This window comes from Collinsella aerofaciens, assembly GCF_039062365.1.
In the GTDB taxonomy this organism is placed as follows: Bacteria; Actinomycetota; Coriobacteriia; order Coriobacteriales; family Coriobacteriaceae; genus Collinsella.
Map to the genome: position 1 here is coordinate 81,718 of NZ_JBCJBI010000001.1, position 13,804 is coordinate 95,521.

A 13,804-nucleotide genomic window follows, 5' to 3' on the forward strand; every position below is an offset into this window, starting at 1 on the left:
GGGCCCTTCTTTATGAAACAGGGCATGCAGAGCTTTGTCGACGCATTCAATACGCGCGCGCCCCAGGCCAGCGGCACAGACCTATCTCCAGAGCAGCAAAATGACGCGGAGCTTGCAAGATACGCGAACGCCGCCCTCGCCGCTCAAACCGACGCCGCCTTTCTCGATTCTGCCGAGAGCTACTACGCGCTCATGGGCGAAGGCTTCCAATCCGGGTCCATCGTGGGAGACCGAGAGACCAATGACGCGGCGCTCGCGTATTGCCGCGCCCTGAGCAGCTCCGGCATCACGGATATCCCGGCCTCCGCAAACGACCTGCCATTCCTTTCCTTCCTGCCTTACGCCATTGCCACGGCGCCGTCTTTCCTTCCCTTCATCCCCTTCCTTCTCTCGTCGATACTCGTGCTCGGCGCCACAAGGCCTGCGACCCTGGCGGCGAAGGCGCCCGTGCCCAAATTCCGGCGCCTTATCCAGATCGTGTTTTCGATAATCGCCGCGGGGACCGCGATGCTCCTCGCCGGCCTCGCACCCGGGGGCATTTACGCCTTGGCCCTAAACGGCTTCGGGCAAATTGGGTACCCGATCGCCTTCTTCCATGACGGCGCGCTTACCACCACGACCGCGGGAAACGTCTTCACAGCCCTGCTTATCGCGCTGCTTGCGGGTGGAACCTTGATATCCGTTTGCTCCGCCGTCCTATCGACCGCAACGAGGCGCGTCCTCGCGGGCCCCCTTACCTCCGCGCTGCTTGTCGCGGCCCCGGCATTCCCGTTACTGTCCGATTCGGCACTGGGGCATAACGCCGCGCTCAATCTCCTGCCGCTGGCCGTATTCTCGCCTATCGAGGCAACGGGTTACGTAGGATGCTTCCCGACAGAATTCATTGGCTCCGGTTCAGGCAGCGCATCGATGCTTGCCGTGGCCCTGGCATACGTCGCGGTCTTTTTTGCGGTCGGCGCCGTTGCGACACGTTCCCCCAAACAGCCTGGACCCGCGAAAAAGCACCATGGGCTCGAGCTTCTGGACGCGAGCGTGGGATACGGAGGCACGACGATACTTTCAATCGGGTCGCTTTTCCTGAGCCCGGGAATGGCGGCGGGCCTCGTTGCTCCCAACGGCTCGGGGAAAACCACCCTTCTTGAAGCGCTGTCGGGCCAATTTCCCACCCGCATCCGCTCGGGAAGCCTGGCGGCAGACGGAATCTGCCAACGTCGATCAGCCGAATTTGCAGAACTCGTCTACCTGAGCTCTTCGGGCGGCGCGGATCTCTATCCCACGCTATCGGCCATCGAGCACCTTGCTTTCGTTAGGGAGGCGTGGAAATCGGCCGCCGACATCGACTCGCTCTGCAGCTCCCTCGGAATCTCCCCATATCTCGACAAGCCGACCCGTAAACTCTCGACAGGAATGAAGCAGCAGGTAAAGCTTGCCATGGCGATAGCGACCGATTGCCCGTACCTCATCCTCGATGAACCGCTGAACGGCCTCGATCCGGGAAAACGGAAAACCTCCTGCGACGCGATGCGCAGCGAGGTGGCGCGGGGACGCAGCGTGCTCATTTCAAGCCATCTACTCGACGACCTGGCAGACCTCACCAACTCGTTCTACTTCATCGAAGCCGGCACGCTCGTGGAAAAGATCAAGTCGTCCTCGCAGACGCTCAAGCAGGAATACCTCGATACATACGAGCGAGGTGAATGACATGAAACTATTTGAACAGCTGAAGTCCAATGCGTCGCGCATGGCTGTCTACGCCATCCTCGTGGCAACGGCTTTATGCGGAATCGCGGCACCCGTCTATGCGCTCAACGGGGAGAAAGGCGATGTCGAACCCGCGTACATGGCTTCGACGGTTAAGGACCGGTACAAAGCCTTCTCTGGAGACACGTTTTACGTAGCAGAGTACGACACGACCTACCGTCAGCTTCGCTACAACAAGGGCTACGACTATCTAGGCGCAGAGGCAATCAGCTATACGTCGGGTTGGTACCGCTCCAACTATGGACACATAACCCAGTTCAAGTGTAACTACCGTGTGTACAACTAAAGCAACCGGCCGGGACGAGGGGTGACGCAAAAGCGTCGCCCCTCGTTTTTAACCATGTCAACTGAACCTAGTTCAGTTTGGTTGATTTCCGATCTCAGCCGAACACATTGAGCGGAAAGGCCGTTCCCGCAGTCAGTCGAACGTCCCCGGGGCCCTTCTCAGGCCCCGGGGACGGCATTTTCCCAGTTGAAGGAACGGTGGAGATGTGTTTCGATGGGTCAGATTCGTGTCGTTCCGAAAAGACCGTGAACCTTTTGTGGGACACGCGGCGCCGTGGTACCATAGCCGAGTTTGTTGTCTTGGTCGGAAACCAAGACGCCTTATGCGCTGATCGGTAACCAGCGCCTGACTAATAAGGAGTCCTACCATGAAGCAGGGTATCCATCCCCAGTATGTCGAGTGCACGGTGACGTGCTCCTGCGGCAACACCTTCAAGACGCACGCTACCGTGTCCGAGATGAAGGTCGAGCTTTGCAACGAGTGCCACCCGTTCTACACTGGCCAGCAGAAGTTCGTCGACACCGGTGGACGCGTCCAGCGCTTCGCCGACAAGTTCGGTGGCGCCGCTGCCGCCCAGCTCAAGAAGGCTGAGGAGGCCAAGGCTGCCAAGGCCGCCAAGGCTGCTGAGGCCGAGGCCGCTCGCAAGGCCGCCGCTGAGGCTAAGGCCGCCGAGAAGGCTAAGCGTGCCGCTAAGTTTGCCGAGGAGGCTGCCAAGCAGGCCGCCGAGGCTCCCGCAGAGGCTCCCGTCGAGGAGGCCGCTGCCGAGGCCGATACTACCGAGGCTGCTGAGTAAATAGCTCGCCGCGGAATCACTCGCATTCATGGCATGAGGGCCGTGCATCCATTTGGGTGCGCGGCCCTTTTCTTTTTATTGGTGCAAACCAACCTGTCCCCATTGCACCAGATTGGTGCGAAGGGGACAGGTTGGTTTGCACCAAATGACAGAGAGGCGGCGTTTGCCCAGATAAAACCTGCCAAAATAAACCTGTCCCTTTTTGGCAGGTTGGTCGTAGTTATTACGTGGCGGTTGAGGTCGACCGTATGGGGCGCGCCTTGTTTGGCTAAAGTACAATTATCTGTGTTTAACTCGCCCGCAGCTGCACGGCGTGGGCGATGGCCAAAAAGGAAAACCACATGGGATTCATGTCAAAGCTGCTGTCCTTTGGATCCGATAAGGACCTTAAGCGCTACTACAAGATCGTCGACCAGATCAACGGTCTTGAGCCCCAGTTTGAGAAGATGACCGAGGAGGAACTCCGCGGCCAGACCGATAAGTTCCGCGAGCGTTACGCCAACGGCGAGTCGCTCGACGACATGCTCCCCGAGGCCTTTGCCACCGTGCGTGAGGCTTCCAAGCGCACCATGGGTATGCGCCACTTTGACGTGCAGCTCATTGGCGCTATGGCGCTGCACGAGGGCCACATCGCCGAGATGAAGACCGGCGAAGGTAAGACCCTCGTCTCCACGTTGGCCGGCTATCTCAACGCTATTGCCGGCAAGGGCGTGCACGTCGTTACTGTCAACGATTACCTTGCCAAGCGCGACTCCGAGTGGATGGGCCGCATCTATAAGTACCTGGGCATGACCGTCGGTCTGCTCCAGAACAACATGCCGCTCGAGCTCAAGCGCCCGGCCTACCAGGCCGACGTCACCTACGGCACCAACTCCGAGTTCGGCTTTGATTACCTGCGCGACAACATGGTTACCCGTCCCGAGCAGCGCGTGCAGCGCGGTCACAACTACGCCATCGTCGACGAGGTTGACTCCATCCTGATCGATGAGGCCCGCACCCCGCTGATCATCTCGGGCGCTGGCACCAAGTCCGCCAGCACCTACAAGGACTTCGCGCGTGCCGTGCGCGGCCTGGAGCGCGGCGAGGACGTCTCGCACGACATGCTCACCGCCACCGAGGACGTCGAGCCCACGGGCGACTACGTCATGGACGAGGCCAAGCACACCATCGCCGCCACCGAGCGCGGCCTTAAGAAAATCGAGCGCCGCCTGGGTATCGATGACATCTATGCCGATCTCTCCGGCCAGCTGGTCAACCACCTGCAGCAGGCGCTGAAGGCCCAGTACATGTTCCACCGCGATAAGCAGTACGTGGTCACCAACGGCGAGGTCAAGATCGTCGACGAGTTCACCGGCCGCATTATGGAAGGCCGCCGCTATTCTGAGGGCCTGCACCAGGCCATCGAGGCCAAAGAGGGCGTGCTCGTACGCGAGGAGAACCAGACACTCGCCACCATCACCCTGCAGAACTACTTCCGTCTGTATGACAAGCTCTCCGGCATGACCGGCACGGCACTTACCGAGGATGCCGAGTTCCGCGAGATCTACAAGCTGCCCGTCGAAGTCATCCCTTCCAACAAGCCCGTGCAGCGCGTGGATCACGAGGACCTGGTGTACCGCACCATTCAGGCCAAGTACAACGCCGTCGCCGACGATGTCGAGCGACGTCACGCCAAGGGCCAGCCGGTCCTGGTGGGCACCGTCTCCATCGAGAGTTCCGAGAAGCTGTCCGCCGCCCTTACCAAGCGCGGCATCGCACACGAGGTCCTCAACGCCAAGCACCATGAACGCGAGGCCCACATCGTTGCCCAGGCCGGACGCTACGGCGCCGTGACCATCGCTACTAACATGGCCGGTCGTGGTACCGACATCCTGCTGGGCGGCAACCCCGACGAGCTGGTGCGCGAGCGCCTGGAGTACGAGGGTCTGACCATGGAGGATGTGACGCCCGAGCAGCTCGAGCAGTTTAACGCCGAGGCCAAGGAGACTTGCAAGGCCGAGCGCGAGCGCGTGCTTGCCGCCGGCGGCCTGACCGTCATCGGCACCGAGCGCCACGAGTCCCGCCGTATCGACAACCAGCTGCGCGGCCGCTCCGGCCGTCAGGGCGATCCGGGCGAGACCCAGTTCTACCTGTCGCTCGAGGACGACCTCATGCGCCTGTTCGGCGGCGACAAGATGGACCGCGTCTCCAAGATGATGGTCACGGCCGACATGGGCGACGACATGCCCATCCAGCACAAGATCATCTCCAAGGCCGTCGAGAGCGCCCAGCACAAGGTCGAGAGCATCAACTTCTCCATGCGTAAGAGCGTCCTTGAGTACGACGACGTCATGAACAAGCAGCGCCAGGTCATCTACGCCGAGCGCAATAAGATTCTGGACGGCAAGGACCTGACCGACCACATCACCGAGGTCATGCACGACACCGTGTACCGCTGCGTGCAGGAGTTCTGCACCAAGGACAGTCACGATGGCGAGCGTGACCTGGAGGGCCTGCGCAAGTGGGTTGTGGAGCTCACCGGCCACATCGATACGCCGAAGTTCCCCGACGAGGATTATGAGGCCCTGGCTGCCGATGTCCTGGCTTACGTAGAGAAGTGCTACAACATGAAGGCCGAGCGCTTGGGCGAGGACCTGATGCGCGAACTCAACACCCAGGTCATGCTGCGCGTCATCGATACCCGCTGGATGAACTACCTGCAGGAGATGGACTACCTCAAGACCGGAATCGGCCTGCGCGGCTTTGGCCAGCGCGACCCGCTGGTCGAGTACAAGACCGAGGCCTACGGCGCGTTCCAGATGCTCGTCGACACCATGTACGAGGATTACCTGCGTACGGTTCTGCGCATCGAGATCAAGGCTGCCCCGCGTGCCGTGGAGCACAAGGAGGAGCCCGCGCTCGAGGGTGCGCGCTTCTCCGGTCCTGCCGAGGTCGATGGTGACAACGGCGACTCGGTGCTGCGCAAGCAGGCGCAGGTGCAGGCCCGCACGGCTGTCCAGGGTGGTCCGGCTGCCGTCAACAACGGTGGCAAGGTGACCACCTATCGCAAGTCCGAGAGCGACGATCCGTACGTCAACGTGGGCCGCAACGACCCGTGCCCCTGCGGTAGCGGCAAGAAGTTTAAGTACTGCCACGGCAGGAATCGTTAATGGCTGAGGCTTTAGAGGTGACGCCCGCCGAGCTGGACGCGTTCGCGGACCGGCTCGGCGAGGTCGAGTCGTATCTCCATTTGGACGAAAAGCGCACGCGCGTGACCGAGCTCGAGGCTAAAAGCGTGGCCCCCGGCTTTTGGGATGACGCCGACGCTGCCCGTGCCACCATGGAGGAGATCGCGCGCACCAAGGAAGATATCGCTGCCGTGGACACCGCGCGCGGCGAGCTTTCCGATGCCCGCGCCGCGCTGGAGCTTGCCGAGGAGATGGGGGATGACCCCGATGCCGCCGCATTGCGCGAGGAGGCTGCCGCTACGGCAGAACGCCTGGCCCGCGCTATCGACGAGCTCGAGCTTTCGAGCTGGTTTACCGGTGAGTTCGATCACGGCGACGCGATTGTGACCATCAAGCCCGGACAGGGTGGCCTGGAGGCACAGGACTGGACCTTCATGCTCTTTAAGATGTACATGAAGTACTGCCAGCGTCGCGGCTGGAAGGTCACCATTAACGACTGCCCCGCGGCCGAGGTCATCGGTATCGACCGTGCGACCTTTACCGTCGAGGGCAAGGACGCGTTTGGCATGCTGCGCGCCGAGGCCGGTGTGCACCGTCTGGTGCGCATTAGCCCCACCGACGACAAGAAGCGCCGCCAGACCACGTTTGCCGGCGTCGAGGTCATCCCCGTGCTGCCTGACGATATCGACATCGAGATCAGTCCCGACGATATCCGCGTGGACGTGTATCACGCGAGCGGCCCGGGCGGACAGGGCGTCAACACCACCGACTCCGCCGTGCGCGTGACGCATTTCCCCAGCGGCATTGTGGTTACCTGCCAAAACGAGCGCAGCCAGATTCAGAACAAGGCCGCGTGCATGCAGATCCTCAAGGCTCGCCTGTACGAGATTGAGCTCGAGAAGCGCGCCGAGGCCCTGGATGAGATCCGCGGACCCAAGACCACGATTGGTTTTGGCAACCAGATTCGCAGCTACGTGCTCTACCCGTACCAGATGGTCAAGGACCTACGCACGGGCGTGGAGACCAGCAATGTCGAGGCCGTTCTTGACGATGGCGACCTGGACCCGTTTGTTATTGGCTACCATCGCTGGGCCACCGGCAACGCCGATGCAGAAGGCTCGGAGGTCTAAAACATCGGGCAGTTTCAAGCCGATGCTAAGCCCAACGGTTGGACGGGTTTGTATCCAGAATAAACCCTGCGCAGGGGTGGTTTTTGTCCGGCGAATCGGTAGAATTGAATACAAGAAGAAGTTCAAAGCGCATCCGTTTGGGTGCGCTTTTTTGAGGGAGGCAGCATGGCATATCGTCTGGACATCAAGCGCATTCTTTCGATGAACTTCTTTCACGACCTGCCCCAGATTATGTTGGGGTGCGCTCTGGCCGCTATTGCGACCGACCTGTTTTTGATTCCCAACGGCCTTGCTGCCGGTGGCGTTACGGGCCTTGCCACCATTATCCAGGCGGTCGGCGCGGCGCGCGGCCTATCGCTTCCCGTTGGTATTCAGACGATCGTGATGAACGCCTTGCTGTTGTTGGTCGTTATGCGCGAGGGCGGCATGTTCTACGTGGTGCAGACCGCGACGGGCTTTGTGCTGCTGGGCTTCTTTACCGATCTGTTCGCCCCGTTTGTAGCACCTCTGGCGGATGCGGACCTGATGCTCCCTGCCATGTGGGGCGGCATTATTACGGGCATCGGTTACGGCATGGTGTTGCGCGCCGGCGCCAACACCGGCGGCTCGGACACGATTGGCCAAATCATCTCGCGTAACACCTCGCTGCCGGTGGGCTCGACCGTCATGGCGATCGATGTTGCCGTATGCGCGCTATCGGCTCCGGTCTTTTCAATCGAAAACGCACTGTATGCAGGCCTTTCGATGGTCATTAGCGGCTACGTGATCGATGCCGTGGTCGATGGTGGCAACAAACGCCGTATGGTACTCATCATCTCGGACAAGTTCCCTGATATCGCTGCCGATATCATGTATGGCCTGGGTCGTGGTTGTACCAAGTTTAAGGCGACTGGCATGTATTCGGGTGCCGAGAAGCCAGTGGTTATGGTCATCGTGAGCCGTCGAGAGCTCAATACCCTCAAGACGATCGTGCGCGAGCGCGACCCGCGCGCCATCGTGACCGTGGCCGACGTTACGGAAACTTTCGGTGAGGGCTTCAAGGACATTAACGCGTAGGGCCGACTGCGTTCCATCCAAAAGACGTTCACATTGATAAACCGTTTCATCAGCGGTTCTGCCTGCTCAATTGTTCAAATAATGATAAATACTCTGGTAAAGCTTCCAGTTTCCAGCATAATGAATGACGTACGTGCATCGCGGCTGGGTTGGGACGACCTTCTGTGCCGTGCGCATCTTGTCTAAAGAGGATGAAAGGAAGGCACAATGAGCGACGAAGAGCTCAAAAAGGTTGCCAACGAGGTAAGGAAGGGCATCGTCACCGGAGTGCACGCTGCCAAGTCCGGCCATCCGGGCGGTTCGCTCGGCGCTGCCGACATCATGACCTATCTGTACTTTGAGGAAATGAACGTCGACCCGGCCGATCCCCGCAAGGCCGACCGCGATCGCTTTGTGCTCTCCAAGGGCCACTGTGCTCCGGGTCTGTACGCCGTGCTCGCCGAGCGCGGGTTCTTCCCCAAGGAGGACCTCGAGACGCTGCGTCATATCGGCAGCCACCTGCAGGGTCATCCCAACATGAACGACACCCCGGGCGTCGATATGTCCACCGGCTCGCTGGGCCAGGGCATCTCCGCCGCCGTGGGCATGGCGGTTGCCGCCAAGCACTGGGGTGATACTTACCGCACGTACGCCCTGCTGGGCGATGGCGAGAGCGAGGAGGGCCAGGTCTGGGAGGCCGCCATGTTTGCCGGCAACCAGCAGCTCGATAACCTCTGCGTGATCGTCGACCACAACGGCCTGCAGATCGACGGTCCCGTCGAGGAGGTCAACGACCCCATGCCGCTCGCCGACAAGTTCCGTGCCTTTAAGTTCCACGTGGTGGAGCTCGCCGACGGCAACGACTTCGACCAGATCCGCGCCGCCTTTGCCGAGGCTCGCGCTACCAAGGGCCAGCCGACCGCCATTATCGCCGAGACCATGAAGGGCAAGGGCGTTTCCTTTATGGAGAACCAGGTGGGTTGGCACGGTAAGGCCCCCAACGATGAACAGTTTGAGCAGGCCATGGCAGAGCTCACGGCCGCCGGAGAGGAGCTCTAGGATGGCAGACGTCAAAAAAATCGCCACGCGCGTAAGCTACGGCGAGGCCCTCGTCGAGCTCGCCAACGAGCACGATGACTTTGTGGTCCTCGACGCCGACCTGGCCGCCGCCACGCAGACCGGCAAGTTCAAGGCCGCCTGCCCCGATCGTTTCTTCGATGTGGGCATTGCCGAGAGCAACCTGATGGGCGTCGCCGCCGGTATCGCGACCACCGGCCGCGTTGCCTTCGCGAGCACCTTTGCCATGTTCGCTGCCGGTCGCGCCTTTGAGCAGGTCCGCAACTCCATCGGCTACCCGCACCTCAACGTTAAGATCGGTGCCACGCATGCCGGTATCTCGGTGGGCGAGGATGGCGCCACGCACCAGTGCTGCGAGGATATCGCCCTCATGCGCGTCATCCCCGGCATGACTGTGATCGTTCCTGCCGACGACGTCGAGGCCCGCGCCGTAACGCGCGCCGCCTACGAGTGCGACGGTCCGGTGTACATGCGCTTTGCCCGTCTGGCCTCGCCGGTTATCAACGATCCCGAGACCTACAAGTTCGAGTTGGGTAAGGGCATTGTCATGCGCGAGGGCGCCGATGTGACCATCATCGCCTGCGGCCTGATGGTCGGCGAGGCTCTCGAGGCCGCCGAGCAGCTCGCTGCCGAGGGCATCGACGCCGAGGTCATCAACATGCACACCATCAAGCCCATCGACGCCGACCTGATCGTCAAGAGCGCCACCAAGACCGGTCACGTCGTGACCGTCGAGGAGCACTCTGTAATCGGTGGCCTGGGCGGCGCCGTTGCCGACGTCCTGTGCGAGCAGTGCCCGACGCCGCTCAAGAAGATCGGTGTCAACGACACCTTCGGTGAGTCTGGCCCGGGTGCCGAGCTCTTGCACAAGTATGGCCTGGACGCCGCCAACATCGTGGCGACCACCAAGGAGTTCTTGGCATAAGGCAAGGCGGATCTCAAGGACTGCTTCGCCAGAACTATAAAACTGTTTCGCCAGTACTATGGAAACCCGGCAGGGGCGCTCTCTTGGAGAGCGCCCCTGTTTCAGTTGCGGTGAAATAAGGACTGTTTTGCCAGCTTAAAGGCTCAATTAATCCGTATTTCACCGCAACTTTCGAAGGCGTTCCCGCTTGTGCTGGTGCCGTCACGTCGGTCGATTGCCGCTTGGCACAGTGCGGCAACATCGGGGGCGTCGGCGCCTTTATATGCCATGGCGAGTAGGGCGGCATCATAGATTTCGTCGTTGGTCATATCGCCGGCATCGATGGGGCAGAAGGTGAGTATCGAATCCTGCTCAGCGAGCTCGGCGAGATTGATCGTTTCGCCTGCGGCAAAGACATCGTCGAGGACGAGCGTCGCGCTCGTACAGGGAATTTGATAAATCTTGCCATCGGTGGCAATGGGGGAACCTGCCGCCTCGAGCGTGTACACACCTTGAATGAGGCTGATACCGGAACCGTCGGAGGCGACGAACTCAACCTTGTCGACCGTTATCCCGTCGACAGTCTTGCCCGTAATGTGTATCGGGACACGTGAGGCCCCGCTATCGGTATCCCAACCTGCGGCAGAGATGTTGAGCACAATAGCATGCTCCGAATGAGCCGATATAAAGTGGGAAAAAATCTGCCGCAGATAAAGACCCAAACAGCTACCGCCGATGATGCCGATTATCAGCATGCAGGCAAGGACGGCCGCAACGTGGTTCCGAGGCTTTACCCGAAGTTCAGAATCAGCAGAGACGCCATTGACGGCGACCCCGCACGCCGTGCAGTACCTAACACCATCGCGCAACTCAGTTCCACAATAAGGACAATTCATGCCAGCCCCCGCGTAACCATAGGCGTTCTAATCGAGGTCACTGTAAAGCGATAATCCAAATCCAAGTTGCGCAACAATTAGCCTCAATTGAAGTCGCGGTGAAATAGGGACTGATTAGACCTTTTAACTGGTAAAACAGTCCCTATTTCACCGCAACTTATGAAGACGCCCCTCAAGCACGGTCCCATCAGGGAAAAGGGCATATATCGGCAAAGCGCAATTCAGACAACCCACGAGCGCGGCGCTGCTGCAACCAAGTAAAACGCGGCGACCCCTTAGTTACCGCAGGCCGGGCACAGGGCTACTCTCCAAATCTTTCCGCAGGACGGAGGAGCCCCCGCAGCGCGAAGCGCGCAGCGGGGGCTCCGACATGTCCGAGGACGATTTGGAGAGTAGCCCTGTGCCCGGCCGACGGGATCCCTAAGCACGCCATGCTTCTTATGTGCAGCAAAGCTAATACTGCTAAAATATAAAGCGCTCATGTAGTTTAAACGCACGACGATAAGGAGCACCAGTGGGTAACCACTTCCGTACCTCCGGTGCGGGCGATGATGCCCCCAAGACGCAGGCAGGCGTCCAGGGCAGTCGTTTCGCCACTCCGGATTCAGAGGGCCAGCCTGTTGCTCAGGCCCCCGCTCAGCCGGCAGATCAGGCGCAGCCGGCATCCGATCCCTTTGCCTACAATCCCACCAGCGATGTTGCGCTTTCCGGCGCGGCGGGTTTTGAGCCCGTTCAGGCCGTGACCGCTCGCGTGGAGCAGCCTCAGGCTGGCGCCGCCACGCCGCAGCCTACCATGGCCGGCATTCCCGACCCCATGGCCCCTGCGACGCCGGCTCCTCAGCCTGCGCAGTCCGGTCTCTTTGCCGCTATTCCCGACCCCGCGCAGCCTGCTGCCCCAGTGGTCGAGAGCGATCAGGCCGCCGAGGTCGCAAGCCTCGATAACGCGCTCAACAACCCCGATTTTACGTCGGTGTTTGCGCCCATCGATCCGCAGGCCAGCCGCAAGAAGATGGCCAAGCAGGCCGGTGTCGAGCCCGTTATCCTTATGGAGCATGTCACCAAGATCTATCCGGCACAGCCCAACAAGCCTGCACTCGACGACATCAACATCGAGATCTATCCGGGTGAGTTCGTCTTCCTGGTCGGTCACTCCGGCTCGGGTAAGACCACGCTGCTGTCGACGCTCAACCGCGACGTCAAGCCGACGAGCGGCCGCATCCTGGTTGCCGGTCAGGACCTCATGAAGATCAAGAACCGCAAGGTTCCGTTCCTGCGCCGCCAGATTGGCGCCGTGTTCCAGGACTTTAAGCTTCTGCCGCAAAAGACCGCCTACGAAAACGTGGCGTTTGCCCTGCAGTGCATCGGCAAGCCCAAGGGCGTCATTCGCAGCCAGGTGCCCGAGGTACTGCGTCTGGTCGGTCTGGCCGATCAGATGGACTCGCTGCCCGACCAGCTTTCCGGTGGCGAGCAGCAGCGCGTTGCCGTCGCCCGCGCTATGGTCAACCGTCCGCCGCTGCTGATCTGCGACGAGCCGACGGGCAACCTCGATCCGGCGATCTCGCTGGGCATCATGAAGCTGCTCGAGCGTATTAACCGCACCGGCACCACCGTGATCGTCGCCACGCACGACCGCGAGATGGTCGATAGCATGCACCGTCGCGTGATCGCCCTCGAAGGCGGCCACGTTATCCGCGACCAGGAGAGGGGAGGTTACGGCAACTATGGCACCAACTAACGTGGGCTACTCCTTCAAAGAGGCAATCAGCCACTTCTTCCGTAACTGGACTACCTCGCTCGGCGCCGTCATCACGATCTTCCTTTCGCTGTTTATCATCGGCCTGTTCATCATGGGCTCCGCGATGCTGAACTCCGTGATCGGCACCGTCGAGGATCAGGTTGTCATCAACGCGTTCATTAGTGATGACGCCGATCAGGCCGATGTTCAGGCTTTTGAGGCCGAGCTTAAGACGTGGAATAACGTCAAGTCCGTGACCTATAAGGACAAGGACGACGCACTGGCCGAGTATACGAGCAAGATGTCGGGTAACGCCGACGCCACCATGAGCGCGCTCGACGGCCAGAACCCGCTGCCCGCCTCGTTTGCGATTGAGATGGACGATCCGTCTCAGGTCGAGAGCACGGCCAAGAAGCTCAAGAAGGATGCCGATTTCCAGAAGATCGCGGATGACGGCGACGTCAACGCGAGCGTGCTGTACGGCCAGGAGGAAGTGAGCCGCCTGTTCCAGGTGACCAACTACATCCGCATCGCCGCCGTGGTGCTCGTTGGCCTTCTGACCTTTATCGCATTCATCTTCATCAACAACACGATTCGCCTGTCCATTACGGCGCGTCGTCGTGAGATTGCGATTATGCGTCTGGTCGGCGCCAGCAACGGCTTCATTCGCGGCCCGTTTATCACCGAGGGCGTGCTGCAGGCCATTTTGGGCTCGCTGCTTTCCATCGGCGTTCTGGAGCTGCTGCGCAATTTGATGATTCCGCGTCTGCAGGAGAGCATCGGCTGGATGTCGTTTGCCCTGCCGATGCAGTACTACCTGGTGACCTATGCTGCGCTGATTCTGGTCGGCGTGATTATTGGTCTCTTTGGTTCTGCCATCGCCATGCGCCGCTACCTGCGCGTGTAAGCATGCCTGGAATTCACCCCTTCCAACGGGTCGTCTCTTATGAGGCGGCCCGTTTTTTGATTCCTAGGGGACAGCAGGAAAGCGAATCATTTGGGTAGACTCTTTGGAGTTCG

11 protein-coding genes and 1 pseudogene are annotated in these 13,804 nt (G+C 60.4%); 10 read left to right on the forward strand and 2 right to left on the reverse strand.

The window, feature by feature from the left end; all coding sequences use genetic code 11:
* The first annotated feature begins 12 nt into the window (after positions 1–12).
* The 8 genes from ABCN01_RS00410 to ABCN01_RS00445 all read left to right on the forward strand — a co-directional run bounded on the left by ABCN01_RS00410 (position 13) and on the right by ABCN01_RS00445 (position 10,174).
* Positions 13–1,701, forward strand: coding sequence for an ATP-binding cassette domain-containing protein (locus ABCN01_RS00410; RefSeq protein WP_342996438.1), 1,689 nt, complete (start codon positions 13–15; stop codon positions 1,699–1,701).
* Position 1,702: 1 nt separating this feature from the next.
* Positions 1,703–2,047 carry a hypothetical protein gene (locus ABCN01_RS00415; RefSeq protein ID WP_006235302.1) on the forward strand — a complete coding sequence of 115 codons (345 nt, stop codon included), beginning with the start codon at positions 1,703–1,705 and terminating at the stop codon, positions 2,045–2,047.
* A 367-nt stretch (positions 2,048–2,414) separates the two neighbouring features.
* Entirely contained in the window at positions 2,415–2,840 is a 426-nt protein-coding gene (gene rpmE / locus ABCN01_RS00420; RefSeq protein WP_342996436.1) for a 50S ribosomal protein L31, read from the forward strand.
* A gap of 341 nt (positions 2,841–3,181) precedes the next feature.
* Entirely contained in the window at positions 3,182–5,989 is a 2,808-nt protein-coding gene (secA, locus tag ABCN01_RS00425; protein WP_271744662.1) for a preprotein translocase subunit SecA, read from the forward strand.
* Positions 5,989–7,137, forward strand: a complete 1,149-nt coding sequence (prfB, locus tag ABCN01_RS00430) for a peptide chain release factor 2 (protein WP_138113004.1) — start codon at positions 5,989–5,991, stop codon at positions 7,135–7,137. The genes secA and prfB overlap by 1 nt, the downstream gene beginning before the upstream one ends.
* 165 nt (positions 7,138–7,302) lie before the next feature.
* Entirely contained in the window at positions 7,303–8,193 is an 891-nt protein-coding gene (locus tag ABCN01_RS00435) for a YitT family protein (protein WP_217108034.1), read from the forward strand.
* Positions 8,194–8,400: 207 nt separating this feature from the next.
* On the forward strand, positions 8,401–9,231 hold the full coding sequence (locus ABCN01_RS00440; protein WP_006235308.1) for a transketolase: 831 nt from the start codon (positions 8,401–8,403) through the stop codon (positions 9,229–9,231).
* A gap of 1 nt (position 9,232) precedes the next feature.
* Complete coding sequence (locus tag ABCN01_RS00445) at positions 9,233–10,174, forward strand: transketolase family protein (protein ID WP_342996432.1); 942 nt, start codon at positions 9,233–9,235, stop codon at positions 10,172–10,174.
* A 143-nt stretch (positions 10,175–10,317) separates the two neighbouring features.
* On the opposite strand, the gene ABCN01_RS00450 is transcribed toward ABCN01_RS00445, so the two are convergent.
* Both ABCN01_RS00450 and ABCN01_RS09510 read right to left on the reverse strand, forming a co-directional pair.
* A complete protein-coding gene (locus ABCN01_RS00450; RefSeq protein WP_195239410.1) occupies positions 10,318–10,812 on the reverse strand; it encodes a hypothetical protein in 495 nt (164 codons plus the stop codon).
* Between the two features lie 174 nt (positions 10,813–10,986).
* A pseudogene (locus ABCN01_RS09510) lies at positions 10,987–11,049 on the reverse strand (zinc-ribbon domain-containing protein); the annotation flags it as partial.
* A 514-nt stretch (positions 11,050–11,563) separates the two neighbouring features.
* Between ABCN01_RS09510 and ftsE the strand changes: the two are divergent.
* Both ftsE and ftsX read left to right on the forward strand, forming a co-directional pair.
* Positions 11,564–12,784: a cell division ATP-binding protein FtsE gene (gene ftsE, locus ABCN01_RS00455; RefSeq protein ID WP_342996431.1), complete on the forward strand. Its 1,221-nt coding sequence runs from the start codon at positions 11,564–11,566 to the stop codon at positions 12,782–12,784.
* Positions 12,771–13,691, forward strand: a complete 921-nt coding sequence (gene ftsX / locus ABCN01_RS00460) for a permease-like cell division protein FtsX (RefSeq protein WP_225093803.1) — start codon at positions 12,771–12,773, stop codon at positions 13,689–13,691. The genes ftsE and ftsX overlap by 14 nt, the downstream gene beginning before the upstream one ends.
* The last annotated feature ends 113 nt before the right edge of the window (positions 13,692–13,804 follow it).